This is a genomic window from Streptomyces sp. NPDC005963 (assembly GCF_040638655.1).
Lineage (GTDB): Bacteria > Actinomycetota > Actinomycetes > Streptomycetales > Streptomycetaceae > Streptomyces.
The window spans coordinates 349,573-374,131 of the sequence record NZ_JBEXVD010000004.1; the positions used below are offsets into that span (position 1 = coordinate 349,573).

Here is a 24,559-nt window from a genome sequence, read left to right on the forward strand (position 1 = left end):
GGCCCTGACGGCGTCGTTGGCGTGAAGTCGTCGGGTGCTCCGAGCGGTCCGGGTGGGGTTCACCACTCCAGGGTCCAGGGGCGCCCCGTGGAGGCGAAATGTCCCACATTCACGCACTCGGTGGCCCCGATGCGCATCCGGGCGACGAGGGGTTGGTGGACATGGCCGAAGAGTGCGTACCGGGGTCGGGTGCGGTGGATGGCGGCCAGGAGCGCCGAGCTGCCGCGTTCGAAGCGGCGGGCGACGGTGTCGTAGGTCAGTTCGGGCACATCGGGCGGGATGTGGGAGCAGAGCACGTCGACGTCTCCGAGCGCCTCGACCTTCGCGGCGTACTCCTCGTCCGAGATTTCATAGGGGGTGCGCATGGGCGTGCGCAGCCCGCCGCCGACGAATCCGAACACCAGACCGCCGATCTCGGCCCGCTGACCGTCGAGAACGGTGGTGCCGTCATGGGCGTATTCCGGCCATAGTCCAGGGATATCGACATTGCCGTAGGTCGCGTACGTCGGTACGGGGAACGCGGCAAACAGTTCGGCGTACTGCCGGCGCACCGCGGCTTCGATGGTGCTGTCCCGGTCCTCGCCCAGTTCCGCCCAGAGCCCACGGGCCAGCTCCCGGGCCTCGTCGAACTTGCGGGCCGTGCGCAAACCCACGATCAGCTCGGCGTTCTCGACTCCGAACAGATCGGGAAAGATGCCGCGGGAGCGGTCTGCATAGTCGAGGAAGAGGACGAGGTCGCCGAGACAGACCAGGGCGTCGGCCCCGTCGCCCGCCCTGACGAGACCCTCGACATTGCCGTGCACATCACTGATCACATTGACCCGCATGGCCGTCACCCTAGGACGCGTCGCGGTGGCTGGACAGTGGGGCAGGCCGGTCGTTCTTTCGGGTCCGGCAGGGAGTGGACTACTCTGCGCGAAGTACTGCCATATACATGTGACGCAGGGAACATCTGGCCGGAAACCCCTACCCGGAACCGAGTACCGGTGGGTAACGTCCGGGCAGTCCACTTCTGCGTCACCCCCAGGAGCACCAGCCCGATCTTGGACCGCAGCCGGTGCGTACACAGAGCCGTGGCGCCGGAGCCCGATGAGGAGCAGCAGTTTTGCGCGAGTTCAGCCTTCCGGCCCTGTATGAGGTCCCGTCGGACGGAAACCTGACGGACCTGATCCGCCGCAACGCCGCGCAACATCCCGATGTGGTGGTCATCGGCAAAAAGGTCGACGCCGGCTGGGCGGACGTCACGGCCCGGGAGTTCCTCGCCGAGGTGCGAGCGGCGGCCAAGGGGCTCATCGCGGCCGGTGTGCGCCCCGGAGACCGGGTGGCCCTGATGTCACGCACCCGCTACGAGTGGGTCCAGTTGGACTTCGCCATCTGGAGCGCCGGGGCGGTGACCGTGCCGGTGTACGAGACCAGTTCGGCCGAGCAGGTCTCGTGGATCCTCTCCGACTCGGGCGCGGTCGCCGCGATCGTGGAGAGCGAGGCGCACGTCGCAGCCGTGGAGTCCGTACGGGACCGGCTGCCGGCCCTGCGTCACCTCTGGCAGATCGACGCCGGCGCGGTGCCGGAACTGGTGAAGACCGGCGCCGACGTCGAGGACTCCCTGGTCGACGAGCGCACCAGGACCGCCAAGGCCGACGACCCGGCCACGATCGTCTACACCTCCGGCACCACCGGGCGTCCCAAGGGCTGCGTGCTCACCCACCGCAGCTTCTTCGCCGAGTGCGGCAACGCGGTGGAGCGGCTGAAACCCCTCTTCCGCACCGGCGAGTGCTCGGTCCTGCTGTTCCTGCCCGCCGCGCACGTCTTCGGGCGGCTGGTCGAGGTGGCGGCCGTGATGGCCCCGATCAAGCTGGGCTGCGTATCGGACGTACGGAACCTCACCGATGAGCTCGCCTCCTTCCAGCCCACCCTGATCCTGGGCGTGCCGCGGGTCTTCGAGAAGGTCTACAACGGGGCGCGCTCCAAGGCCCAGGCGGACGGCAAGGGCAAGATCTTCGACAAGGCCGCACAGACGGCCATCTCGTACAGCCGTGCGCTGGACACCGCCAAGGGTCCTTCGTGGGGGCTGCGGATCAAGCACAAGATCTTCGACCGGCTCGTCTACAGCAAGCTCCGGGCTGTGCTCGGCGGGCGCGGGGAGCACGCGATCTCCGGTGGGGCGCCGCTGGGCGAGCGCCTCGGGCACTTCTTCCGCGGCATCGGCTTCACGGTCCTGGAGGGCTACGGGCTCACCGAGTCCTGCGCTGCGACCGCCTTCAACCCCTGGGACCGGCAGAAAATCGGTACGGTCGGCCAGCCGCTGCCCGGTTCGGTGGTGCGGATCGCCGACGACGGCGAAGTGCTGTTGCACGGCGAGCACCTGTTCCAGGGGTACTGGAACAACGAGACGGCCACGGCTGAGGCGCTGGCCGACGGCTGGTTCCACACCGGTGACATCGGCGCACTCGACGAGGACGGCTTCCTGTCCATCACGGGCCGCAAGAAGGAGATCCTGGTCACCGCCGGCGGCAAGAACGTCGCTCCCGCGGTGATCGAGGACCGCATCCGCGCACATGCGCTCGTCGCGGAGTGCATGGTGGTCGGCGACGGGCGCCCCTTCGTGGGCGCATTGATCACCCTGGACGAGGAGTTCCTCGGCCGCTGGGCCGCCGAGCGCGGCAAGTCGGCCGCGGGGGCCGCCGTACTGCGCGACGACCCCGAGGTCCTGGCCGAGATCCAAAGCGCGGTGGACGACGGCAATGCGGCGGTCTCCAAGGCGGAGTCGGTGCGCAAGTTCCGCATCCTGGCCGCCCAGTTCACCGAGGAGGCCGGGCACATCACCCCGTCGCTGAAACTGAAGCGCAATGTGGTGGCGAAAGACTTCGCGGACGAGATCGAGGGCATCTACCGCGGCTAGTCCCTGTCCACAGGACGACCGGCCCGGCGGGGCTGTTCCCGGGCCGGCCGGCCCTGGCGAGCCCGCCGGGCCGTTGCAGCCCCCACGCACGCCCGCCCGGCCCGGTGTGCGTCAGAGCAGTTCGCGCAAGCGCTCGGCCAGCAGGTCCCAGCGCCACTTCTCCTCGACCCAGCGGCGCCCGCGTTCCCCCATCCGCTGCCGCAACTCCGGATCCTGCAACAGGGCGATGATCCGCTCGGCGGCGTCCTGCGGCGAGCCGCCGCGCACCACCCAGCCGGTCTCCCCGTCCAGGACCGCGTCCGGCGCGCCCCCCGAGTCGCCCGCCACCACCGGTAGCCCGGTCGCCGAAGCCTCCAGATAGACGATGCCCAGCCCTTCGACGTCGAGGCCGCCCCGCCGGGTCCGGCACGGCATGGCGAAGACGTCGCCCGCGCCGTAGTGCGCGGGCAACTCCGACCAGGGCACGGCACCGGTGAACACCACTGAGGTCGACACCCCGACGGTTTCGGCGAGCCGCCGCAGCTCGTCCTCGTACGGTCCGCCGCCCACGATCAGGAGCACGGCGTCCGGAACCTCGGTCAGGATCCTCGGCATAGCCCGGATGAGGGTGTCCTGTCCCTTGCGCGGCACCAGTCGGGAGACGCAGACGACCACGGGCCGGTCCGCGAGTCCGAGCTTCTCGCGCACGGCGGTGCCGCCCGATTCGGGATGGAAGGTCTTCTCGTCGACGCCCGGCGGCAGTTGCACCATCCGCGCGGCTGCCTCGGGGCTCAGTGCGGCGGCGATGCGCGAGCGGGTGTACTCGCCGAGGTAGGTGATCGTGTCCGTGCCGTCGCCGATGCGGCGCAACAACTGCCGGGAGGCGGGGAGTTGTGCCCAACCCGCCTCATGGCCGTGCGAGGTGGCGACCAACCGCTTCGCACCCGCCTTGCGCAGGGCGGGCCCCATCAGTCCGAGCGGTGCCGCCGCCCCGAACCAGACGGATCCGCAGCCGTGTTCCCGGAGCAGGGACACGGCACGGCGGGTGACGCGCGGGGTCGGCAGCAGCATCGTCGTCCGGTCGCGCACAACGGTGAAGGGCTGTTCGGCGTCGAAGGCCGCCGTCGCAGCGGCGCCCTCGTGGCCCCGCTTCCAGGTGGAGGCGTAGACGACGAGTTGCTCCGGGTCCAACCGCAGCGCCATGTTGTGGAGGAACGCCTGGATGCCACCGGGCCGCGGCGGAAAGTCATTGGTCACGATCAAGGTCTTGTGCATCGTGGCCGACAGTACCGAAATCCCCGCGAGGGGCCGAACGACCCCGCCCGGTGGAACCGCACGAGGAGCCGACACCGCCCGGACGGTCGGGCAGCCGGGCGGCGGGGAGTGCACCACCCGTGTGAACCGTGCACTGTCCCCCGAACGCCGGCCTCGTCTGACCGTCCCCGGCGCGATCTCCCGGGCACCATGATCGTTTCACCGTTCCATCGGAAGACGGGATGAGGCGCGCATGAGGGGTGGACGGTTCCCGTCGCCGGTGCAGGACTCGCTGTGGTTGCTCACCCGGGCGGTGCTGCTGCTCTGGGTCTTCCATGTGCTCCCGTTCCCGGGCCCGGACGTCACCGCCGACGTCTCGGTGATCTACCGGCGCTGGTCCGAGACGCTGCAGAGCGGCTTCTTCCCCTTGGACGACGTGACCTGGCAGTACCCGCCGGCCGCGGCGCTCGCCATCCTCTCCCCCGCGCTCCTGCCCTTCCTCGACTACGCAGCGGCGTTCTTCGTGCTGGTGCTGCTCTGCGACGCGACCGTGTTCGTCCTGCTGCGGTACGCGGCCGGGCGGCCCGGCAACTGCGGTCGGGGCGCGTGGGTGTGGATCGCGGGCGTACCGCTGCTGGGACCGACCGCGTACGCACGCTACGACCTGATGGTGACCGCGGTCGCCGTGGCGGCCCTGCTGGCGGGCGTACGACGGCCCTGGGCACTGGGTGCACTGGCCGCGCTGGGGGCGCTGCTGAAGGTGTGGCCACTGCTGCTGTTGATCGGGGTGGATCGGGGCCGGGCGACCCTGATCGCCTGGGGGACGGCCCTGGGCACGGCGGCCGGTCTGACCCTGGGGTTCCTCGCGGCGATGCCGGGGGCCCTGGTCTTCCTGGTCTTCCAGCGGGACCGGGGCACCGAGGTGGAGTCGCTGGGCGCCCTGGTCTTCCACGTGGCCCGGCAGTTCGGTTGGGACGGGCGCGTCCTGTTGAACTACGGGTCGATCGAGTTCCTCGGGCCGCACGTACCGCTCGTGTCGTCGCTCGCCCTGGCCCTCGCGCTCGTCGCCTTCGGCTGGTTGGCGTACTGGCGGTGGCGGGCCCGCGGCTTCGGTCCCACGACCCTCGCGGACGCGGCGTTCACGGCCGTCCTGCTGTTCACCACCACGAGCCGGGTGATCAGCCCGCAGTACCTGATCTGGCTGGTGGGTCTGGCCGCCGTCTGCCTGGTCCGCCGGGACAGCCGCATGGGGCTGCCCGCCGCCCTCGTACTGCTGGCGACCGCGGTGACGACGTTGGAGTTCCCGATCTACTTCGCCGAGGTGGTGGCGAGCGATCCGGTCGGGGTGGGGCTGCTGCTGGTGCGCAACGGTCTCCTGGTGCTGGCCGCACTGACCGCGGGCGTACGGCTGTGGCGGGGCACGGTGTCCAACCCGCACCCGGCGAGCGCGGGACCCGCTGCCGCACCAGCGCTGCAGTCGTCCTGACCCGGCCGGGAGCCATCGCGGTCTCAGCCGCCCAGCCGCTCCCGCAGATAGGCGCGCCACTGCACGGTGAACAGTTCCAGCGTCATGCCGAACTGGTCGACCAGGGCCCGCTCGATCGCGCCCGCCCGGGTGCGGCCCGCGCCCACGGCCCGGTAGAACCCGGTCAGCCCCCGCTCGCCCCAGCGCTCGGCGATCAACTCGCAGGCGAGCCAACCGCCCTCGTAGGCGCGGGCCAACCCGTCCGCGTCCGCCCCGAAGGAGAACTCGCCGTCCCGGGGCAGGACGGCCGGGACCGCGCCGCGGCGGACCGCGCGTTGGAGTTCAGGTGCGGTCTGGCTCGCGGTGCGGCCCGTACCCCGATAGGCGACCCAGTCGGCGAACCCCTCCGACAGCCACATCGGGGTCGCCTGCGATGTGTAGGCGCGCGTGGCGACGTGCGCGGTCTCATGGGTCAACACGGCGTCCTGACCGAAGTCGCTGAGCACGGTGTACGCGGACGGGTTCACCAGGATCCGGTCCGCCGGTACGGCGCCGGCCCTCCCCGTCTCCCCCGTGGTGACCGCGGCGATCCCCCGGTAGCCGGCTGCGGGCGCCCCCAGGAGGGCGCCTAACGCCTCCACCGAGGCGGGCGCCAGGACCACCACCCTCCGCGGCCACGGCGACGGCCAGGCGTCGGACACGGCGGGCACCGCCCGATCCGCCCGGTCGGCGAGCGCCTTGAGCCGGTCGGCGTTCTGATCGACTCCCAGAACGAGACTGCGCTTGCCGTGGACGACCCGCACCCGACCCTGCTGCCACAGCTGCTGGGCACTTCCCTCGGCGGGATCGTCAGCGGTGACCCGCCACCGTCCGTGGCGCTTGCCGAGCCGTACTTGGCGCTGGGAGGTCACCGGTGCATGGTCATAGCCGGCGAGGCGGTAGCGGAGCTCCACGTGCGCGGTGACCTGCTCGCCCGATCGGTCCACGTCGACCACCCGGTACGTCCAGGACCGCAGCGGCACGTCCGCGAGATTGCGGAACTGCCGGCGCTCCTCGGCGTACAGCCCGGTGATCTCCGGCGCGAGGTGGGCCAGATAGGCGGTCTCGTCGTGGGCGAGGACCGCCGCGGCCCGCGCGTCGAGCGTGCGCTGCACATCCCGGCGGACGGTGTCGGACGCCTCGGGCGTCGCACAACCCAGCAGAGAGGGGGTCAATACGGCCGCGACGCCGAGCCCTGCCGTCATCCGTATCGCCCGGCGCCGCCCGCGCCCGTCTGCTGCCACCAGCCGATGGTACGGAACACCCGGGCCCGGCGGGTGCACCACCGGGCCGACCCGGTGGGTCAGACCCGGGTGACGGAGGAGATCGGCATCATCCGGACCGGGTCGTAACGGACGGAGGCCCCGGGGTAGGGCGCGTGCACCACCTGGCCGTTGCCCATGTACATCCCGATGTGGCTGGCGTCGTCGCGATACGTCACCAGATCGCCCGGGCGCGCCTCGGACAGCGACACCTGGCGACCGGCGTAGCGCTGTGCCTGGGAGGTCCGGGGCAGCCCCACGCCCGCCTTTGCGTACGACCACTGGATCAGCCCGGAGCAGTCGAACCCGGACGGTCCGTTGGCGCCCCACACATAGGGGCGGCCGACGGCGCTGCGGGCGGCCCGGACCGCGACGGCGGCCCGGGAGGAGGCCGGTGCGTCGCCGGAGAGCGCCGGCAGGACGTCGCGCCCCGAGCGGGACGCCCGGTCGAACGCGCCGCGCTCCTCGGACGGCAGGGAGTTGAGCAGTCTCTGTGCCAGGGCGAGCTTGCGCTCCACCGTGCGTTTGTGGCGGGCGACGGCCGCTCGGCTGCGTTCGAGTTCGGAGAGGTCCCGGGCGGCCTCGGAACGCAACTGGCCGATGCTGCGCTGTGCGCGCTGGAGGTCTTGGAGGGCGGAGTGCTGACGTTCCGTGACCATGTTCAGCATCTCCGCCTGGGCGAGAAACGTGTCCGGGTCGGACGAGAGCAGCAGGGAGAGGGTCGGATCGACACCACCCGAGCGGTACTGGGCACCCGCCAACGAGCCGAGGGCTTCCCGCAGTCGGTTGATGCGCTCCTGGCCCCGGGCGACGCCGTCCTGGACATCGCCCAACTCCTTACGCAGGTGAGTGGCGCGCTCGGAGGCGCTGTTGAAGCGTTCCGTGGCCTTCTCCGCCTCCTCGAAGAGCCGGTCGACCGCGGCTCGTGCCCGCTCGGGGGAGGTCTGTGGATCGGCGCCCGCCGGGGCGGCCCCCAGCGCAGCGACGGCCGTTGCCGCCGCGGCGGACAGAACGGTCACCCGGGCACTGTGAGTGAGACCGGAGTGGGTGGGTCGTCGATGGGACGCCACGGGCCGCGCTCCCTTCCGCTGCACGAATCCGCCGACCGAATCCGCTGGTACGAGAACAGCGCCGCACGGAAGGAGACCGTGCGAGCGCCGTACGAGGTCTGCTGCGCGGCAGACAGTAGCCCGGCGAACACACGGCGACCAACGACCTCGTGCGGCGCACACAGCGGCGCCCTGCCGGGAGACCACAGGTCACCGGCAGGGCGCGGCGTCAGCGAAGGGAGCGGGAAATCCCCCGATCGGGGGGCTTGGGCGTGGCGGGCCGTCGAAGGGGACGGCCCTGCCTCAGACCCGTACTCCGAACTGGAACGGCATGTTGTTGATGGACTCGTAGCGCACCACGGCTCCCGTGCGCGGGGAGTGCAGGATCTGGCCGTTGCCCGCGTAGAAGCCGACGTGGTGCAGATCGCCGTAGAAGAAGACCAGGTCGCCCTGGCGCAGGTCGCTCTGCGAGTTGATGCGCGTGCCGATGCCGGCCTGGGCCTGGGAGGTGCGCGGGATGGAGATGCCGGCCTGGGCGAAGGACCAGGAGGTGAAGCCGGAGCAGTCGAAGGAGTTGGGACCGGATGCGCCGTAGACGTACGGCGTACCGATCTTGCTCTGGCCGGCCGCGAAGGCGGAGGACGCACGGCCCGATGCGGGCTTGGACTCGCCGAGGTCCGCGCGCTGGTTGGCCCGGTTGGCGCGGGTCTCCTCGGCCTTGATGGCCTTGCGCTCCTGGACGCTCAGCGAGTTCAGCAGCTTCTGCGCCTCGGCGAGCTTGGTCTGCACCTCGCGCTTCTTGGTGCCGAGTTCCTTGCGCGTGTCGGCCAGGTCGGTGAGCTTGCCCTGGGCCTCCTTGCGCTGCTGCGCGAGGGCCCGCTGCTTGTTCTGGATCTCGGCGATGGCCTCTTGCTGCTTGTCGCCGAGGTGATCGAGGGCGGACGCCTTGTCGAGGAAGGTGTCCGGGTCCGAGGAGAGGAAGAGTTGGAGCGAGGGGTCCATGCCGCCCGAGCGGTACTGGGCGCTGGCGACGGATCCGAGCTTGTCCCGGAGGTCGTTGAGGTCGTCCTGTCCGCGGGCGACTTCGTCCTGGAGGGTGTCGACCTGCTTCTGGAGCTTGCCCTGGCGCTCCTTGGCGCCGTTGAACTTCTCGGTCGCCTTCTCGGCCTCTTCGTAGAGCTTGTCGACCTTGGCCTTGACTTCGCTCTTGCTCGGCTTGGGGTCAGCCTGAGCGGTCTGGGACGTCAGTGCGACGGCTGCGGCGGCGGTCGCGGTGAGCACGGTCACACGGGTGCGGCCCGGCTGCTTGGGACGACGGTGGGACGCCACGAAGGCGAGCTCCTTCTGCCTCAGAGCCGCCTACCGGGCCGGTGGGGACGATTCCCCGGCTCCGCGCACACAACTCCCCCGGGAATCGGCTGGATGCGCAGACGCGGCGGTTCCTTCGCTGCCATCCCGGATGGATGATCAACCGTGCGAAGGTTCGACGCCTGACCCTAGTGATGTTCTTGTGATCACTTCAAATCCTGTTGGGAAAAATCTTGCCGCTTGAGCGTTTTCTTTACCCCTAATCCACACGCAGTGAGCAATCTTGACGGATTGTCGCGTGCAAATATCGCCAATTCGGTCATACTTCGCCCAAGTTGACATTGCCTAAGATTGTCATACTGAAGTGATCATTACGGTCCCGTCGAGGGACGCATCACTCAGACGCGGGAGAGCCGCTTCAACAACATCGCGGAGGCCACCGGGCGGGCTCCCGACTTGGCCACGCCATCGGCGACCTCGCGGTCCGTGGAGACCACCACCACCGGCCGCCCCGGCGGCTCCGCGCGCACCAGCTGACGGATCAGCTCATCGGCCGTGACACCCGCCTTCGAGAACAGCACCCGCACCCCCCGCGGAGGCGCCAGCAGCACCGGCGCAGCCAACTCCGCGCCGTCGAAGACACAGGTGATCTCCGCACCGGACTGCGCGGCGAGCACCGAAAGGCCCCCCAACAGCCGCAGCCGCTGCTTCTCCAGCGGCATGGTGGGGTAGCCGGTCTTGGTGACGTTGTAGCCGTCCACCACCAGATGCGCCTGGGGCAGGGCCAGCAGTTGGTCCAGGAGTGCCGGATCGGACTCCGACAGCGCACGCGCGGCGATGTCCTTGGGTGACATCCGGCCGGGCTCCACCGCGTCCACCAGATCTGCGGGATGCACGGACGCCGGTGGCAGGGCGAGTTCCCGACGCAGGCCCTGGGCCGCTTCCAGAACGGTGTCCAGCAGCAGCCGCAGCCGCATGTCCTCGACCGACCGGCCTTCCCTGGCGGCGCGTCTGGCAGCCTCCACGGCCGCCTCCGCCTCGCCCAGCCGCCCCCGCAACCGGCGGGCCTCGGACTCGGCGGCCGACACCTGGGCCGTCGCCTCCGTACGGATGGTCTCCATCTCGGCGCCCGCCTGCCGCAGGGCCGCCTCGCCCCGCTTGATGTCGCTCTGGGCGCTCCGCACCTTGCGGCGCAGCGATTCGGCCTCCTTGCGGGCCGCTTCGAGTTCGGTGCGCAGCCGCTCGGTTTCGCTCTTGGTCAGGGCCCGCGCCTCGGTCAACTCCTCGCGCAGCCGCTCCAGCTCCTGGCGTCCCGCCTCGTCGGCGCGCTCAGCATCGGCCCGCTGGGCCTCCTCGCCGGCCGCGGCGACCAGCTTGACCCAGCCGGTGGGGCGCAGCACGTAGGCTGCTGCGGCCACGTCCAGCGGATCGGCGGCGGCGGGCGGCGAGCCGGCCGTGAGGGCCGCGCACAGTTCGGGTTGGGCCGCGGTCAACCGTTCGCCGATGCGCTGCCGGAAGACGGGGTCGCTCTCCAGGGCTGCCGCCATGGCGTTGCCGGCGAACTTGGCGCGCCGGGACGGGGTGAAGCGCACGTACTGTCTCAATTGGGCGGGGAGCTCACCCACCGTGAGACCACCGAAGGCGTCCGACACCAGGGCCACGACCCGGCGTCGTACGCCTTCCGGCAACGGTCGGTCGAGCGCCTCGGCGGCGCCACCGGCCGCGGAGGCCGGTTCGGCGCCACTATCAGGCTGCTCCACGGTCCGTCACCCCATTATCCTGCTGCGCCGCGCCCGCTCCCGTCAGGAGCCGGTACCCGGCCTGTCCACGAGTTCGATCTCGTCCACGGCGTTGCACCAGCGGCAGCGCACGGACTCGATGGTCTCACTGAGCACCTGGCGCTCCTCGACCGTGGGCTCCCCGGCGAGATCCAGATGGACGTATTCGACGACCTTGGAGGAACGGGTGACATCGAAGCGGGTGAGATTGCCGCAGAGGGTGCAGCGCCAGCGGGTACCGGCCGTCGGCAGGGGAACCGTCGTCGTCATCGTGCCGTCCTTGTCTCTCAGACTTCACTGGGCTTCGCTGAGACTGGTGTGAGACTCCATGGTCCCGTCTCGGATTTCCAGGTACGGAAGCGAGGTCCGCGGTGCGCCGTCGAACTGCGGGTGTACTCCCTGTCACTCTATGGCCTCGCGCCTACCCCGGGACACGGCGAGGCACTCTGTACCGTTCACGACCACTACGCCATGATCTGTCCGTGATCGATTGGCGGGGGGTGACCCTCAGGACGATCCGGGGTGTCATGACAGGGCCCACGGTGACGCATGGGGTGATCGCCGTCTGCTGTGCGGTCTTCCTCGTCAGTCCCGTATCCGGGGTCAATGCCTCGTACGGGACGGGGGACGCGCTGCTCGCCGCGCAGGCCGCGTACTTCGAAAGGTGGGGGGTCATCCCCGCCGAACTGATGACGGGTGCCTCCGGCGCACTGCTGACGCCCTTCACGGCGCTCTTCGTCCACGGCAACTGGCTGCATCTGCTCGGCAACATGCTGTTCCTCTATGTCTTCGGCGCGATGACCGAGGAACGCATGGGGGCGATCGGGTTCGCCGTCTTCTACACGGCCACCGGCTACCTCGCGCTCTGTGCCTATGCGGTCACCAATGCCGACTCCGACCAGACCCTCGTCGGAGCCTCCGGGGCGATCTCCGGCGTCCTCGGCGCCTTCCTGTTCCTCTTTCCGAAGGCCAGGGTCACGAGCCTGTTCCCCTTCCTCTTCTTCCTGCCCCTGCGCTTCCCCGCCTGGATCGTGCTGGTCTTCTGGTTCGCCCTGCAATGGCTGGCGGCCTCCGGGGCGGGCACGGGCGGACCCGGGGTGGCCTACCTCGCGCACGTCGTCGGCTTCGGCACCGGCTTCTGCTACGCCTGGGTGCGCTATGGGCGCCGGGCTAGAGTGAAGACCCAAACCACGGCCGCCGAGGGAGACAGCCAACCGTGATCACCGCGATCGTGCTCATCAAGACCAGTGTGGACCGCATCCCGGAGATCGCCGAGTCGATCGCCGCCCTGGAGAGCGTCAGCGAGGTCTTCTCCGTCACCGGCACCTACGACCTGATCGCCATGGTCCGGGTCGCCCGCCACGACGATCTCGCGGATGTGATCCCGGGCCGCATCAGCAAGATCGAAGGCGTCGAGGCGACCGACACCCACGTGGCGTTCCGTACCTACTCGCAGCACGACCTCGAAGCGGCCTTCGCCATCGGCCTGGACGCCTGAGCCGCCACCCCGACACTCCCGAGCACCGACGCCCGCCACTCACAACGACGGACAAGCCGCACCCCGTATGAAGAATTCTTCATCTGCGCCTCATCCGGAGGCCACTTGCGGGGCGCCACCATCGACATCATGGTCTTCTCGCATCGCCTGGCGACCCTCGCCGCAGTCGTCGCGATACCCCTCGGTATCGCGGTGACCAGCTACGCCCTCACGGACAACCCCGACGACCGCAAGGCACCGCCGAAGGTGGAGCTGGAGAGCGGTTCCCCGTCGGCGCCTCCCCCCACCGCCCCCTCGGCCCCCAGTGACGAGACGGTCTCGCCGCCTCCGGTCGGCGAGAGCCCCACGGTCAGCCGGAGCCCCTCGGGCGACGACAACCAGGACGACGGCAATGAGCAGGGCGGGCAGGGTGACGACGGCCCGGGCGGCGACGACTTCGGTGATGACGGCTGATTCCGGACGCCCCTGGGTCTCCGCCCGGCTGCGCATCCTCCTCTGGCTGATCGTCGTCATGGCGGTGGCACTGACCGCGGTCGCCGCCGCCACCCGCTCCGTCCTCCTGCGGGACGTGGACCACCGGATCGACAATCTGCTCGCGCAGGAGGCGGAGGAGTTCGCCAATCTCGCGCGCAACGGCGTCGACCCGCTGACCGGCCAGCGGTTCACCGATCCCGAACCGCTCCTGAAACTCTTCCTGGAGCGCCAGTACGCCGACCCCGACGAGGAACTGCTGGGCCTGGTCGGCCGCGACGGCCAGTCACCGGCCCGGAAGATGCAGTTCCGGGAGGGACGGGTGGACCACCCCCTGGCTGAGGACCCGCGCTCGCTGACCACCGTCTTCGAGTCCTCCAAAGCCACCGGCACCCTCCACCGACGACAGGGCGAGGTGCGCTGGGCGAAGGTCGAGATCGGTGCGAGCGCCGGCTTCCCACCGGCCGCGTTCGTCGTGGCCTTCCACCCCGAGGGCGAGCAGCAGAAGGCCGGCAACGTCTTCACCATGCTGATCGCCATCTCCTCGGTGGCACTGCTGATGACCACGGGCATCGGCTGGGTGGTCGCCGGCCGGATACTGCGCCCGGTACGGCTGGTGCGGACGACCGCCGCGCAACTCACCGAACAGGACCTGACCCAGCGGATACCCGTCCAGGGCCGCGACGACATAGCGGCGCTCGCCGAGACCTTCAACGCCATGCTGGACCGGCTGGAGCGGGCGTTCGCCGCGCAACGCGAGTTCGTCGACGACGCCGGACACGAACTGCGCACCCCCATCACCATCGTCCGCGGGCATCTGGAGCTGATGGGCGACGATCCGGCCGAACGGGAGGAGACCGTACGGATCGTGATGGAGGAGTTGGAGCGGATGAGCCGGATCGTGGAGGACCTGCTCCTGCTCGCCAAGGCCGAACGGCCCGACTTCGTCTCCCCCGAACCGGTCCAGCTCGGCGAGCTGACCGCCGATGTGTTCGTCAAGGCCCGCGCGCTCGGGGACCGGGACTGGAAGCTCGCCGGAACGGTGGACGCCGAAGGCTACTTGGACTCGCAGCGGATCACCCAGGCCATGGTCCAACTCGCCCAGAACGCGGTCCAGCACACCGTCCCCGGGCAGCGCGTGAGCATCGGTTCGCGCGCCCGCGCGGACGGCATCGAACTCTACGTCGCCGACACCGGCCCCGGGGTCCAGCCCCAGGACCATGAAGTGATCTTCGAACGGTTCCGCCGCGGCACGGCCCGTCGCGGATCGCGCGCCACCGGCGCCGGACTCGGCCTCGCCATCGTGAAGGCCATAGCGGAGGGCCACGGCGGCCGGGTCGAACTGCGCCCCACCGAGGGCGGCGGGGCGACCTTCGTCCTCGTGCTCCACGAACTGAGGGAAGTGAAGGACTTGAAGGAGGCCGTCAGATGAACCGCATCCTCATCGTCGAGGACGAGGAGCGCATCGCGTCCTTCGTCGAAAAGGGCCTGCGGGCCAACGGATTCACCACCAGCGTCGTCGGCGACGGGGAAGCCGCCTACGACTACGCCATCACCGGCGGTTTCGACCTCGTCATCCTGGACATCGGCCTGCCCGGCAAGGACGGGTTCACCGTGCTGCGCCAACTCCGCGAGGCCCGGGTGTCGGTACCGGTCATCGTGCTCACCGCGAGGGACTCCGTACGCGACACGGTGGCCGGCCTCGAAGGCGGCGCCGACGACTGGATGACCAAGCCGTTCAGGTTCGAGGAACTCCTGGCCCGGGTCCGGCTCCGGCTGCGCACGGCGGCCAGGGCCCCCGAGGTGACCGTACTGCGCAACGGCGAACTCACCCTCGACCTGCGCACCCGCAGAGCACGTTCCGGCGAACGGCTGGTGGATCTGACGGCCCGGGAGTTCGTCCTGCTGGAACTCTTCCTGCGCCACCCGGGACAGGTGCTGTCCCGGGAACAGATCCTGTCCCACGTCTGGGGCTACGACTTCGACCCGGGCTCCAACATCGTCGACGTCTACGTCCGTGCGCTGCGCAAGAAGCTCGGCGCCGACCGGGTGGAGACGGTACGCGGCATGGGCTACCGACTGCCGGAGTAGCCGGCGCAGCCACCCACCGGGCACCCCGCCCCGACGGGGTGCCCTTCGTGCTGTTCACCGCCTGCGGCACACGCCCCCCTCCAAGCGCGGCACGCCCCGCCCGCCCCACCCGAGAACTCTTCTGACCTGCACATTTCTGCATCCTGTCAGGAGAGGCGCTCCGTGAAGTTCCTTTCATGAAGGGCTCATGAAGCGCTCACCGCACGGGCGGAGTCTCGATGACGTGACCCTGAACCTGCGCCAAGCGGCAACCCTCTGCGTGGCCCTGAGCATCTGCGCCCTGCTCGTCGTGCCCGGCAACTTCCCGGAGCTCAGCGGCGACGCCCGCATCACGCTCGCCGTGTTCGCCCTGGCGACCTGCGCCTGGATCGGCACCCCGATCGACGACACCTACATCGCCCTCGGCGCGGGTCTCGCGCTCACCGCCACCGGCGTGATCTCCAGCGATGCCCTCTTCGGCACCCTGGGCGACGACACGGTCTGGCTGCTGATCTGCGCCTTCGTCCTGGCCGCTGCCGTGGCCAGGACCGGGCTCGCCGGGCGGGCCGCGGCGTTCCTGGTCGGCGGGGCCCGCAGCGTACGGCAGTTGGTGCACCTGACGACCGCAGCCCTCGTGGTCACCGCCTTCGCCGTGCCGGCGACCTCGGGACGGGCCGCGCTCGCCATGCCCGTCTTCCTGGCGCTCGCCAAGGCGCTCCAGGAACGCAAGCGCCTGGTGGTCATGTTGGCGCTCCTCTTCCCCACCGTCATCCTGTTGTCCGCCGTCGCCACGCTGATCGGCGCCGGCGCCCACCTGATCACGGTGTCGGTCCTGTGGGAGGCCGCGGGCGAACGCATCGGCTTCACCGAATGGCTGCTGCTCGGACTGCCCCTGGCCGTCGTCTCCTCCCATCTGGCGGCCGAGGTCGTCCTGTTCACCACGACCCGGCGCGCCGATCGCAAGGGGCCCGTGCACATCACCGCCGACGAGATCCAGGAACACAGCGACCGACCCGTCACCGGCCCGTGGGAAGCGGCCGAGACCCGGTGCGCCGTCCTGTTGGCCACCGTCGTCGCCCTGTGGTGCAGCGAGCCGCTCCACCGCGTGCCGCCCGCCGTCGTCGCCCTGATCGGCGCGGTCGTCGCCGCCTCCCCCGCGCTGGGCACCGTACGGCTCAAGGACGCCCTGAAGACGGTGCCGTGGGCCCTGCTGCTGTTCATGGCCGCGACCATGGCCATGGGTCTGGCGCTCGCCGACTCCGGAGCCGCGCAGTGGCTGGTCTCCGGGGTGCCCCTGGACCTGCCTCCGTGGCTGTTCCTGGCCGTCGTGGTGGCCGTGTCCACACTGGCGCACCTGGTGCTCCAATCCCGGTCGGCCCGGTCGTCGGTACTGGTGCCGCTGGTGGTCGCCGCCGCCATCGGGGCGGGCGTCAACCCGGTGGCCGCGGCCCTCGCCTCCACCGCCGCTGCGGGCTTCTGCCACACCCTGCCCGCATCGGCCAAGCCCGTGACCCTCTTCGCCGAGATCCCGGGCATCCCCACCTACACCCCGCGTGACCTGCTGCGGATGTCCGCCGTGCTGGCGCCGATGACCGCGGCCCTCGTGCTCCTCTTCGCCGTCGCCGTCTGGCCGCTCCTCGGCGTGCCGGTCCGCTGACGCACCCTCGCCCTCACCCTCAAGGAGTGCCACCCATGTTGATCCGATTCGCCATCGCCCCCAGCGGCTTCAAGGAATCCCTCTCCGCCCAGTCCGCAGCGACCGCCATCGCGGCGGGTGTGCGCCGGGTCGTCCCCCATGCGGAGATCGATCTGATACCGCTGGTCGACGGGGGTGAGGGCACCGCCGAGGCGCTGGCGTCCTCGTCGGGCGGGCGGCTGGTGCGGCTGACCGCAACCGGACCCACGGGCGAGCGCATCGGGACGCACTTCGCCCTGCTCGGAGACGGAGAGGGCACGGCCGTGGTGGAGATGGCGGCCGTCGCCGGACTCTCCCTCGTACCGCGTGATCTGCGTGATCCCGGGGCCACCACCACCTATGGCGTCGGGGAGTTGATCCGAGCCGCCCTCGACACGGGCGCCCGCCGCATCCTCGTCGGCTGCGGGGACTCCGGCACCTGCGACGGCGGCGCGGGCGCGCTCCAGGCCCTGGGGGCGCGGCTGCTCGACGTCGACGGCAGGGAACTCCCCCTCGGCGGCCGGGAACTGGCCCGCCTCGACCGGATCGACACCTCGGCGCTCGATCCGCGCCTGGCCGCCACCGAGATCCGGGTCGCCTGCAATCCCTTCAACGTGCTCTGCGGGGAGCGCGGCGTCGCCCGCGTCTTCGGCCCGCAGAAGGGCGCCACCCCCACACAGGTGGAGCAGTTGTCGGCCGGTCTGGAGCACTGGGCGACCGTCCTCACCCGTGACTTCCGGGTACGGGACGACCTCTTCGGCGGACCGGGCACGGGAGCCTCCGGCGGGCTCGGCGCCGGGCTCGCCGCCCTGGGCGCCCGGCTCCTGCCCCGCTTCGACGTGCTCCTGGACCAACTCGACCTCGACGAGCGGTTGGCCCGGGCCGATCTGGTGATCACCGCGGAAGGCGCACTGGACCACCAGACCCCGCGCGGCAAGGTCCCGGCCGAGGTCGCCAGGCGCGCCAAGCGGTACGGACGTGAAGTGCTGGCCCTGGCCGGCACCATCGGCGAGGGCGCACACCAGGTGCGTTCGGTGGGCGTCGACGCGTACGGCTCCATCCTGCCGGCACCGGTCAGTCTGACGGAGGCGCTCGGCCGCGGCGGCGAGTTCCTCACCGACGCCACCGAACGCGCCCTGCGGATGGTACTGATCGGGACGCGTCTGTCGGCGGGCGTCGACGGTCAGACGGAGGGGGCGGTGGTCCTGTCGGGAACGCAGCGGCCGTCCTCGGTGCGGTAGTTCCAGCGGGCGCCGTCGCGCACGAGTTCCTTGACGGCTCCGACGAACCGCTCCACGTGCTCGTCGGGGGTGCCGGCGCCGAAGCTGACCCGGATCGCGTTCAACGAGCCGGGGGTCTCGTCCGGTGCGCCGCACTCCCCCGGCTCCTGCGGGGTGCTGCCCAGCAGGGTGCGGACCAGCGGATGCGCGCAGAAGAGTCCGTCGCGCACCCCGATGCCGTACTCGGCGGAGAGCGCGGCGGCGAAGTGGGAGCTGTTCCAGCCCTGGACGACGAAGGAGATCACGCCCACCCGCGGCGCCTCGTCCCCGAACAGGGAGAGCACCTTGACCTCGGGCACCTCGGCGAGACCCGCGCGGACCGTGGCGACGAGGCGCTGCTCCCGGGCGACGAGGCGGTCGAAGCCCTCTTCGCTGAGGGCCTTGCAGGCGGAGGCGATGGCGTAGACGCCGATCACGTTCGGTGAGCCGGCCTCGTGCCGGGCGGCGGTGGTGTGCCACTCGACGTCGACTCCGCCGTCCGCTCGGCGCGCGACCTGCCGGGACGCGCCGCCGCCCGCGAGGTAGGGCTCGGCGTCCTGGAGCCAGTCGGCGCGACCTGCGAGCACGCCCGAGCCGAAGGGCGCGTAGAGCTTGTGGCCCGAGAAGGCGACCCAGTCCACGTCCAGTTCGCTCACGGAGACACGGTGGTGGGGGGCGAGTTGGGCGGCGTCGAGGACGATCCGGGCACCGTGGGCGTGGGCCGCTGCGGTCAGCTCGCGTACCGGCCAGAGCTCACCGGTGACATTGGACGCCCCGGTGACGCAGACCAGCGCGGGCCCGTAGGGATCGCGGTCGGCGAGGGCCCGCTCCAGGGTGGCGACGGCCTCGTCGGGAGTGCGGGGCGCGTTGAGGTAGGTGACCTGTGCGTCCTGCCACGGCAGCAGCGAGGCGTGGTGCTCGGTCTCGAAGACGAAGACCTGGCAGTCGGCGGGCAGGCAGGAGGCGAGGAGGTTGAGCGAGTCGGTGGTGGAGCGGGTGAACACGACCTGGTCGGCGCTGCGGCAGTCGAGGAACTCCGCGACCGTCCGGCGGCTGTTCTCGAACAGATCGGTGGAGAGTTGGGAGAGGTATCCGGCGCCGCGGTGGACGCTGCCGTAGTACGGCGCATAGGCGGCGACGTCGTCCCAGACGCGCTGGAGGGCGGGGGCGCTGGCGGCGTAGTCGAGTGCGGCGTAGGTGACTTCACCCCCGGTGACGAGGGGAACGGTCACGTCCCGTCCGAGCACGGGGAGCGGGGCGGCACAGGCGGGATCGGTGTCCGTGGCGGAAGTGGCAGCGGCGACAGCGGTGTTCGGGCGTGCGGACATGACGGAATCTCCCCGGTGATGACAGGCTGAATGTCTTCATGACCCGTACGCGGGCAGGGCGAAGGGGCCCTCGTCGTACGGGGATTGCCTCAGAGCACGCGGGTGTGGCCGCGTGGAGGGTGTGCTGAAGGAGGGGCGAAGAGCCCTATCGCATTCGCTTGCTCACGAGACTGCTCCCTTGAGGACCAGGACCCCAGGGTTCGCAGGGGTCCGCGCTTGCCGCGGGCCTCGCTGCCCACGGCCTGGTCTTCACCCGGGGCACCCCGCCACGGACGGAGGGTTGCCGGACAGCGGGCCGGGGCCGTAATCGCTGTCACTCATGACCTGAGAAGACGGTATGCCAGTGTCTCGCGATACCGCAACCCGTTCCGCATTCCGGACGCCCCGGGGGAGGTTGCCACCGTGGGGGCGTGCCGGGGCTCCCGACACGCCCACCGGGCGAAGCACCGTCTCAGCCGTTGCTGGCGGCCACCCAGCGCTCCAACGCGGCACGAGCGGCCCCGGAGTCGATGGACTCGGCCGCCCGGGCGACCCCGGCCGCCAACCGGTCGTTGAGCGTCCCCTCCTCCGGCGACTGCGCCACCAGCGCCGCCGCGGAGTTCAGTAGGACCGCATCCCGGATCGGACCCGTCTCGCCGTTGAGCAGCCGTCGGGCCACATCCGCGTTGTACGAGGCGTCCGCACCGCGCAGGGCCTCCACCGGCACCAGGTCGATGCCGATGTCCCGCGGGTCGAAACGCTCCTCGTGGACCGATCCGTCCCGGACCACCCAGACGCGGGACGTGGCGGTCGTCGTCAGTTCGTCGAGGCCGTCGTCGCCGCGGAACACCAGCGCCGACGCACCGCGCTCGGCGAGCACCCCGGCCATGATCGGAGCCATCCGGGCGTCCGCGACCCCGGTGGCCTGGGCCATCACCCGCGCGGGGTTGGTCAAGGGCCCCAGGAAGTTGAACACCGTACGGATACCGAGTTCCTTGCGGGCCACGCCGACGTGCCGCAGGGCCGGGTGGAACTTCACCGCGAAGCAGAAGGTGATGCCCGCCTCCTCGGCGACCTCCGCGACGCGCTGCGGGGTCAGCTCCAGGTTCACCCCGAGCTTCTCCAGGACGTCCGAGGCCCCGGAGGCGCTCGACGCCGCGCGGTTGCCGTGCTTGACGACCTTGACCCCGGCGCCCGCGACGACAATCGCGGACATGGTGGAGATGTTCACCGTCTTGGCGCCATCGCCGCCGGTGCCGACGATGTCGACGCACGGGCCGGGCACCTCGATGAGATGGGCGTGCTCGTACATGGTCCGCACGAGGCCGGAGATCTCCTCGACGGTCTCGCCCTTGGCGCGCAGGGCGACCGCGAGGCCGGCGATCTGCACATGGGTGGCCTCGCCGCTGAGGATGCGGTCCATGGCCCAGGCGGTGGCGCGGGCACTGAGGTCACGGTTGTCGAGGAGGGCGTTCAGCACGACGGGCCAGGAGAGGTCCGCCACGCTGTCGCCGCCAACCGGGGTCACAACGTTCATGGTCCGCTCCAGGGTCCACGGGCTGAATGGATACGACCCACCCTATCCAGCGCCGGGAACGGCAAAGAGCCCCGTCCAATCATTGGACGGGGCTCCTGCTGTGGCGATCAACAGATGCGGATGATCAGTGGTGGCCGTGGCCGCTCGTGATCTCCTTGTACTCCTCGGCGGTCGGCTTCGGGATCTGGTTCCCCTCGCCGTAGAAGCCCTTGCTGAGGCTGACCTTGAGCCGCTGGGTCGGGCCGACCTTGCGCTCGACGCCGTTCTCGTCGACCGTCGGGCCGGCGTCCAGGGGCTCGTACTGCTCGTGCGAGGTGAGCGTGTACAGCTGGCCCTGGCTGAGCGGCTCGTGCACCTCGATGAACTCACCGTGCGGCAGGCGCTTGATGATGCCGGTCTCCCGACCGTGCAGCACCTTGTCGCGGTCGCGGCGCTGAAGACCGAGACAGATGCGCTTCGTGGCGATGAACGCGAGGACCGGTCCGACGAAGAAGAAGATCCGGACGAACCAGGTGATCGTGTTGATCGACAGGTTGAAGTGCGTGGCCACGATGTCGTTGCCGCCACCGATGAGCATGATGAAGTACGCCGTCAGCCAGGCCACGCCGAAGCCGGTGCGGGTCGGCGTGTTGCGCGGACGGTCCAGGATGTGGTGCTCGCGCTTGTCGCCGGTGACCCACGACTCGATGAACGGATACAGCGCGATCGCGCCCAGTACGAGTGGGAAGACCAGCAGCGGAACCATCACGCCGAGCGCCAGTGTGTGGCCCCAGGCGTTGATCTCCCAGCCGGGCATCACTCGGACCAGACCTTCGGCGAAGCCCATGTACCAGTCCGGTTGGGCTCCGGTGGAGACCAGGTCGGCACGGTAGGGGCCGAGTGCCCAGATCGGGTTGAGCGTCGCCACCGCGGCGACCGCCGAGATCACACCGAAGACCAGGAAGAAGAAGCCTCCGGCCTTCGCCATGTAGACGGGCAGCAGCGGCATGCCGACGACGTTCTTCTCGGTCCGGCCGGGACCCGCGTACTGGGTGTGCTTGTGGTACACGACGAGGATCAAGTGGCCCACGAGCAGTCCGAGCATGATGCCGGGTAGCAGCAGGATGTGGATCGAGTAGAACCGGGCCACAAAGTCGTGACCTGGGAACTCCCCGCCGAACAGGAACATCGAGATGTACGTGCCGACGACCGGTACGGACAGGATGGCGCCCTGGGTGAAGCGGACACCGGTGCCGGAGAGCAGGTCGTCCGGCAGCGAGTAACCGGTGAAACCGGTGAACATGCCGAGGACGAGCAGCAGGAAGCCGAACAGCCAGTTGATCTCACGCGGCTTGCGGTACGCGCCCGTGAAGAAGACGCGCATCATGTGGACCATCATCGCCGCGACGAAGATCAGCGCGGCCCAGTGGTGCATCTGGCGGATCAGCAGACCACCGCGGACGTCGAAGCTGATGTCCAGCGTGGAGGCGTATGCCTCCGACATCCGCACGCCCTGCATCGGCACATAGCTGCCGTGGTAGACGATCTCGTTCATCGACGGGTGGAAGAACAGCGTCAGATACACACCCGTGAGGATGATGATGACGAAGCTGTAGAGGCAGATCTCACCGAGCATGAAGGACCAGTGGTCCGGGAAGATCTTGCGCATGTTGGCCTTGGCCAGGGAGTAGATCCCGAGCCGGCCGTCCGCCCAGTCGGCGACGCGCTCGCCCGCCGGGGCCTTGCGCTGGTTGTCAGCGCCCTTGGACTCTGTCGTGGTGCTCATCCGCGCTCCCAGAAGGAAGGTCCGACCGGCTCCGTGAAGCCGTCGAGTGCTTCGAGGTTGCCCTCGGTGTTCACACCGATCCGCAACTGCGGGAGGGGGTGACCGGCAGGGCCGAAGATCACTCGGGCTCCGTCGGCGAGGTCGAAGGTGGACTGGTGGCACGGGCAGAGCACGTGGTGGGTCTGCTGCTCGTAGAGGCTGATCGGGCAGCCGACGTGCGTACAGATCTTCGAGAAGGCGACGATGCCCTCGTGCGACCACTCCAGCTCGCGCTTGTCCTTGATGTCGTCAGGACGGATCCGGACGATCATCAGGGCCGCCTTGGCGATCTCCTTCTGGAAATCGTGGTCGTCCATCTGGAGACCCTCGGGCATGGCGAAGACCAGCGAACCGACCGTGATGTCCTCGGGCCGCAGCGGCTCCATCGTGTTCATGTTGATGAGCTGCTTGCCCTTGGCCCACAACGTGGTGCGGAGCTTCTTCTCCGGCAGCGGACCGAGGTCACGCAGCAGCACCACTCCGGAGAGCGGCACCAGCGCCATCGCACCGAACATCGTGTTGCGGATCAGCTTGCGCCGGCCGAAGCCGGACTCTTCGTTGCCCGCCGCCCAGTCGGCCAGGACCTGGGCCTTGACCTCGGGGGACGCCGCGATCGGGTGCCGCTCGTCGGCGACTTCCTGATCGGACATCAGGGTACGGGCCCAGTGGACCGCGCCCGCTCCGATGAAGAAGAGCGCCGCGCCGAGCGTGAGGCCGAGCGAGAAGTTCAGCGCGCTCACCCGGCCGAACGGCCAGATGTAGACGAGCTTGTCCACGGGGAAGATCACGAAGCACGCGATGAAGGCGACTGTCGACAGCATCGAGAGCGTGAACATCAGTGCTACGGCGCGCTCGGACCGCTTGGCGGCCCGCTCGTCGATGTCCTGTATGCGCGGCTTGTGGGCCGGCAGTCCCGGATCGGCGAACGGATTGTCGTCCGCGCGCTGGGCTACGGCGGTGTTCCCGTGCCCCCCTGCGCCGTGCGCAGCGCCCTGCTCTTGCGGCAGGTTCTCTTCTGGAATGTCTTGGCTACTCATGACTTCTTGGCCTTAGCGGTGTGGGCCGCGACCCAAACGGCAACTGCGATCAACGCACCCAGTCCGAAGACCCAGGCGAACAGGCCCTCACTGACGGGGCCGAGCCCACCCAGCGAGAGACCACCAGGGCTGGACGCCTTGTCGGGGTCGTTCATGGCCTCGACGTAAGCGATGACGTCCTGCTTCTCCTTCTGGGGCAGGACCCCGTCCGGGAAGGAGGGCATGTTCTGCGGGCCGGTCTGCATGGCCTCGTAGATGTGCTTGGCGCTCACGCCCTCCAGGGTGGGGGCGTACTTGCCGTCGGTCAGCGCGCCGCCCTTGCCGGTGAAGTTGTGGCACTGGGCGCAGTTCGTGCGGAAGAGGTCGCCACCGTTGGCGATGTCAGCGCCCTTGGCGCTGTACTGCTTCTCGGTGGGGGTGATCGGACCGGCCCCGAACGAGGCTACGTACGCGGCCAGCTGGTCGATCTGGGCCTGCGTGTAGACGTTCTTCTTCTTCGGCACCTGCGCGCCGGGCTGCTGGGCCGGCATGCGGCCGGTCGCGACCTGGAAGTCGACGGCGGCTGAGCCGACACCGACGAGGCTCGGGCCGTCAGTGGTGCCCTGACCGCCGGTTCCGTGGCAGCTGGCGCAGCCAACGGTGTAGAGCTTCTTGCCCTCCTCGATGGCGAGGGACTGGGAGGTTTCATCGGCCTGCGCCTTGTCCGCAGGCGCGAACGCGGCGTACAGCCCCCCGGTGGCCGCCAGCGCGAGGAGTAGGACGACGACCGCCGCCAGCGGATGGCGTCGTCGTGCGGAGAGCTTTTTCACGGATTACCCCGGTGTCAGGATTTTCTGCGTCGATGCTTCTGGACTGTGTCTGCTTCGGG

The 24,559-nt window shown here is 69.9% G+C and carries 21 protein-coding genes and 1 riboswitch; of the genes, 9 read left to right on the forward strand and 12 right to left on the reverse strand.

Going from position 1 to position 24,559, the window contains the following annotated elements; translation table 11 throughout:
- Window positions 1–59 precede the first annotated feature (59 nt).
- Window positions 60–827, reverse strand: a complete 768-nt coding sequence (locus ABZ348_RS09425) for a metallophosphoesterase (RefSeq protein ID WP_358930992.1) — start codon at window positions 825–827, stop codon at window positions 60–62.
- Between the two features lie 278 nt (window positions 828–1,105).
- On the opposite strand from ABZ348_RS09425, the gene ABZ348_RS09430 reads away from it, so the two are divergent.
- A complete protein-coding gene (locus ABZ348_RS09430) occupies window positions 1,106–2,899 on the forward strand; it encodes an AMP-dependent synthetase/ligase (RefSeq protein ID WP_358930994.1) in 1,794 nt (597 codons plus the stop codon).
- Window positions 2,900–3,010: 111 nt separating this feature from the next.
- Here the strand turns inward: ABZ348_RS09430 and ABZ348_RS09435 are convergent, their stop codons facing one another.
- The gene (locus ABZ348_RS09435) at window positions 3,011–4,153 is read right to left on the reverse strand and encodes a glycosyltransferase family 4 protein (protein ID WP_358930996.1); all 1,143 of its coding nucleotides are present in this window, start codon (window positions 4,151–4,153) and stop codon (window positions 3,011–3,013) included.
- 232 nt (window positions 4,154–4,385) lie between these two features.
- On the opposite strand from ABZ348_RS09435, the gene ABZ348_RS09440 reads away from it, so the two are divergent.
- Complete coding sequence (locus ABZ348_RS09440) at window positions 4,386–5,618, forward strand: glycosyltransferase 87 family protein (RefSeq protein WP_358930998.1); 1,233 nt, start codon at window positions 4,386–4,388, stop codon at window positions 5,616–5,618.
- Window positions 5,619–5,641: 23 nt separating this feature from the next.
- Here the strand turns inward: ABZ348_RS09440 and ABZ348_RS09445 are convergent, their stop codons facing one another.
- From ABZ348_RS09445 to ABZ348_RS09465, 5 genes are all read right to left on the reverse strand, one after another.
- Window positions 5,642–6,841 carry a hypothetical protein gene (locus ABZ348_RS09445; RefSeq protein WP_358931091.1) on the reverse strand — a complete coding sequence of 400 codons (1,200 nt, stop codon included), beginning with the start codon at window positions 6,839–6,841 and terminating at the stop codon, window positions 5,642–5,644.
- A gap of 98 nt (window positions 6,842–6,939) precedes the next feature.
- On the reverse strand, window positions 6,940–7,968 hold the full coding sequence (locus ABZ348_RS09450; protein WP_358931000.1) for an NlpC/P60 family protein: 1,029 nt from the start codon (window positions 7,966–7,968) through the stop codon (window positions 6,940–6,942).
- A 282-nt stretch (window positions 7,969–8,250) separates the two neighbouring features.
- Window positions 8,251–9,276: an NlpC/P60 family protein gene (locus ABZ348_RS09455; RefSeq protein WP_358931002.1), complete on the reverse strand. Its 1,026-nt coding sequence runs from the start codon at window positions 9,274–9,276 to the stop codon at window positions 8,251–8,253.
- A gap of 377 nt (window positions 9,277–9,653) precedes the next feature.
- Window positions 9,654–11,015 carry an NYN domain-containing protein gene (locus ABZ348_RS09460; protein ID WP_358931004.1) on the reverse strand — a complete coding sequence of 454 codons (1,362 nt, stop codon included), beginning with the start codon at window positions 11,013–11,015 and terminating at the stop codon, window positions 9,654–9,656.
- A gap of 42 nt (window positions 11,016–11,057) precedes the next feature.
- Window positions 11,058–11,303: a hypothetical protein gene (locus ABZ348_RS09465; protein WP_358931006.1), complete on the reverse strand. Its 246-nt coding sequence runs from the start codon at window positions 11,301–11,303 to the stop codon at window positions 11,058–11,060.
- Between the two features lie 257 nt (window positions 11,304–11,560).
- On the opposite strand from ABZ348_RS09465, the gene ABZ348_RS09470 reads away from it, so the two are divergent.
- The 7 genes from ABZ348_RS09470 to ABZ348_RS09500 all read left to right on the forward strand — a co-directional run bounded on the left by ABZ348_RS09470 (window position 11,561) and on the right by ABZ348_RS09500 (window position 17,988).
- Window positions 11,561–12,253: a rhomboid family intramembrane serine protease gene (locus tag ABZ348_RS09470; RefSeq protein ID WP_358931008.1), complete on the forward strand. Its 693-nt coding sequence runs from the start codon at window positions 11,561–11,563 to the stop codon at window positions 12,251–12,253.
- Window positions 12,250–12,531 (forward strand): Lrp/AsnC ligand binding domain-containing protein, encoded by a 282-nt coding sequence (locus ABZ348_RS09475; RefSeq protein WP_358931010.1) that lies wholly within the window; start codon window positions 12,250–12,252, stop codon window positions 12,529–12,531. Before ABZ348_RS09470 ends, ABZ348_RS09475 begins: the two co-directional genes overlap by 4 nt.
- Window positions 12,532–12,660: 129 nt before the next feature.
- Window positions 12,661–12,984 (forward strand): small secreted hydrophilic protein, encoded by a 324-nt coding sequence (locus ABZ348_RS09480; RefSeq protein WP_358931011.1) that lies wholly within the window; start codon window positions 12,661–12,663, stop codon window positions 12,982–12,984.
- Window positions 12,974–14,434 carry an ATP-binding protein gene (locus tag ABZ348_RS09485; protein WP_358931013.1) on the forward strand — a complete coding sequence of 487 codons (1,461 nt, stop codon included), beginning with the start codon at window positions 12,974–12,976 and terminating at the stop codon, window positions 14,432–14,434. Before ABZ348_RS09480 ends, ABZ348_RS09485 begins: the two co-directional genes overlap by 11 nt.
- Complete coding sequence (locus tag ABZ348_RS09490) at window positions 14,431–15,093, forward strand: response regulator transcription factor (protein ID WP_358931015.1); 663 nt, start codon at window positions 14,431–14,433, stop codon at window positions 15,091–15,093. Before ABZ348_RS09485 ends, ABZ348_RS09490 begins: the two co-directional genes overlap by 4 nt.
- A 223-nt stretch (window positions 15,094–15,316) precedes the next feature.
- Window positions 15,317–16,729, forward strand: a complete 1,413-nt coding sequence (locus ABZ348_RS09495; protein WP_358931092.1) for an SLC13 family permease — start codon at window positions 15,317–15,319, stop codon at window positions 16,727–16,729.
- Window positions 16,730–16,764: 35 nt separating this feature from the next.
- Window positions 16,765–17,988, forward strand: a complete 1,224-nt coding sequence (locus tag ABZ348_RS09500; protein ID WP_358931017.1) for a glycerate kinase — start codon at window positions 16,765–16,767, stop codon at window positions 17,986–17,988.
- On the opposite strand, the gene ABZ348_RS09505 is transcribed toward ABZ348_RS09500, so the two are convergent.
- The 5 genes from ABZ348_RS09505 to ABZ348_RS09525 form a co-directional block, all read right to left on the reverse strand.
- A complete protein-coding gene (locus ABZ348_RS09505; RefSeq protein ID WP_358931019.1) occupies window positions 17,931–19,334 on the reverse strand; it encodes an aminotransferase class V-fold PLP-dependent enzyme in 1,404 nt (467 codons plus the stop codon). The two genes, ABZ348_RS09500 and ABZ348_RS09505, sit on opposite strands and share 58 nt — an antisense overlap.
- Window positions 19,335–19,541: 207 nt before the next feature.
- Window positions 19,542–19,659, reverse strand: a riboswitch (SAM riboswitch).
- Between the two features lie 126 nt (window positions 19,660–19,785).
- Window positions 19,786–20,850, reverse strand: coding sequence for an anthranilate phosphoribosyltransferase (trpD, locus tag ABZ348_RS09510; protein WP_358931021.1), 1,065 nt, complete (start codon window positions 20,848–20,850; stop codon window positions 19,786–19,788).
- A 124-nt stretch (window positions 20,851–20,974) separates the two neighbouring features.
- Window positions 20,975–22,615 (reverse strand): cytochrome bc complex cytochrome b subunit, encoded by a 1,641-nt coding sequence (locus ABZ348_RS09515; protein ID WP_358931023.1) that lies wholly within the window; start codon window positions 22,613–22,615, stop codon window positions 20,975–20,977.
- Window positions 22,612–23,691, reverse strand: coding sequence for a Rieske 2Fe-2S domain-containing protein (locus ABZ348_RS09520; RefSeq protein ID WP_358931025.1), 1,080 nt, complete (start codon window positions 23,689–23,691; stop codon window positions 22,612–22,614). Before ABZ348_RS09520 ends, ABZ348_RS09515 begins: the two co-directional genes overlap by 4 nt.
- On the reverse strand, window positions 23,688–24,500 hold the full coding sequence (locus ABZ348_RS09525) for a c-type cytochrome (protein WP_358931027.1): 813 nt from the start codon (window positions 24,498–24,500) through the stop codon (window positions 23,688–23,690). Before ABZ348_RS09525 ends, ABZ348_RS09520 begins: the two co-directional genes overlap by 4 nt.
- Between the last annotated feature and the right edge of the window lie 59 nt (window positions 24,501–24,559).

Excerpts from the sequence above, each read along its gene's own strand:
- ABZ348_RS09425 (WP_358930992.1), bottom strand. The coding sequence starts at position 827 with ATGCGGGTCAATGTGATCAGTGATGTGCACGGCAATGTCGAGGGTCTC.
- ABZ348_RS09435 (WP_358930996.1), bottom strand. The coding sequence starts at position 4,153 with ATGCACAAGACCTTGATCGTGACCAATGACTTTCCGCCGCGGCCCGGT.
- ABZ348_RS09440 (WP_358930998.1), top strand. The coding sequence starts at position 4,386 with ATGAGGGGTGGACGGTTCCCGTCGCCGGTGCAGGACTCGCTGTGGTTG.
- ABZ348_RS09445 (WP_358931091.1), bottom strand. The coding sequence starts at position 6,841 with ATGACGGCAGGGCTCGGCGTCGCGGCCGTATTGACCCCCTCTCTGCTG.
- ABZ348_RS09465 (WP_358931006.1), bottom strand. The coding sequence starts at position 11,303 with ATGACGACGACGGTTCCCCTGCCGACGGCCGGTACCCGCTGGCGCTGC.
- ABZ348_RS09470 (WP_358931008.1), top strand. The coding sequence starts at position 11,561 with ATGACAGGGCCCACGGTGACGCATGGGGTGATCGCCGTCTGCTGTGCG.
- ABZ348_RS09480 (WP_358931011.1), top strand. The coding sequence starts at position 12,661 with ATGGTCTTCTCGCATCGCCTGGCGACCCTCGCCGCAGTCGTCGCGATA.
- ABZ348_RS09485 (WP_358931013.1), top strand. The coding sequence starts at position 12,974 with ATGACGGCTGATTCCGGACGCCCCTGGGTCTCCGCCCGGCTGCGCATC.
- ABZ348_RS09490 (WP_358931015.1), top strand. The coding sequence starts at position 14,431 with ATGAACCGCATCCTCATCGTCGAGGACGAGGAGCGCATCGCGTCCTTC.
- ABZ348_RS09500 (WP_358931017.1), top strand. The coding sequence starts at position 16,765 with ATGTTGATCCGATTCGCCATCGCCCCCAGCGGCTTCAAGGAATCCCTC.
- ABZ348_RS09505 (WP_358931019.1), bottom strand. The coding sequence starts at position 19,334 with ATGTCCGCACGCCCGAACACCGCTGTCGCCGCTGCCACTTCCGCCACG.
- trpD (WP_358931021.1), bottom strand. The coding sequence starts at position 20,850 with ATGAACGTTGTGACCCCGGTTGGCGGCGACAGCGTGGCGGACCTCTCC.
- ABZ348_RS09515 (WP_358931023.1), bottom strand. The coding sequence starts at position 22,615 with ATGAGCACCACGACAGAGTCCAAGGGCGCTGACAACCAGCGCAAGGCC.
- ABZ348_RS09520 (WP_358931025.1), bottom strand. The coding sequence starts at position 23,691 with ATGAGTAGCCAAGACATTCCAGAAGAGAACCTGCCGCAAGAGCAGGGC.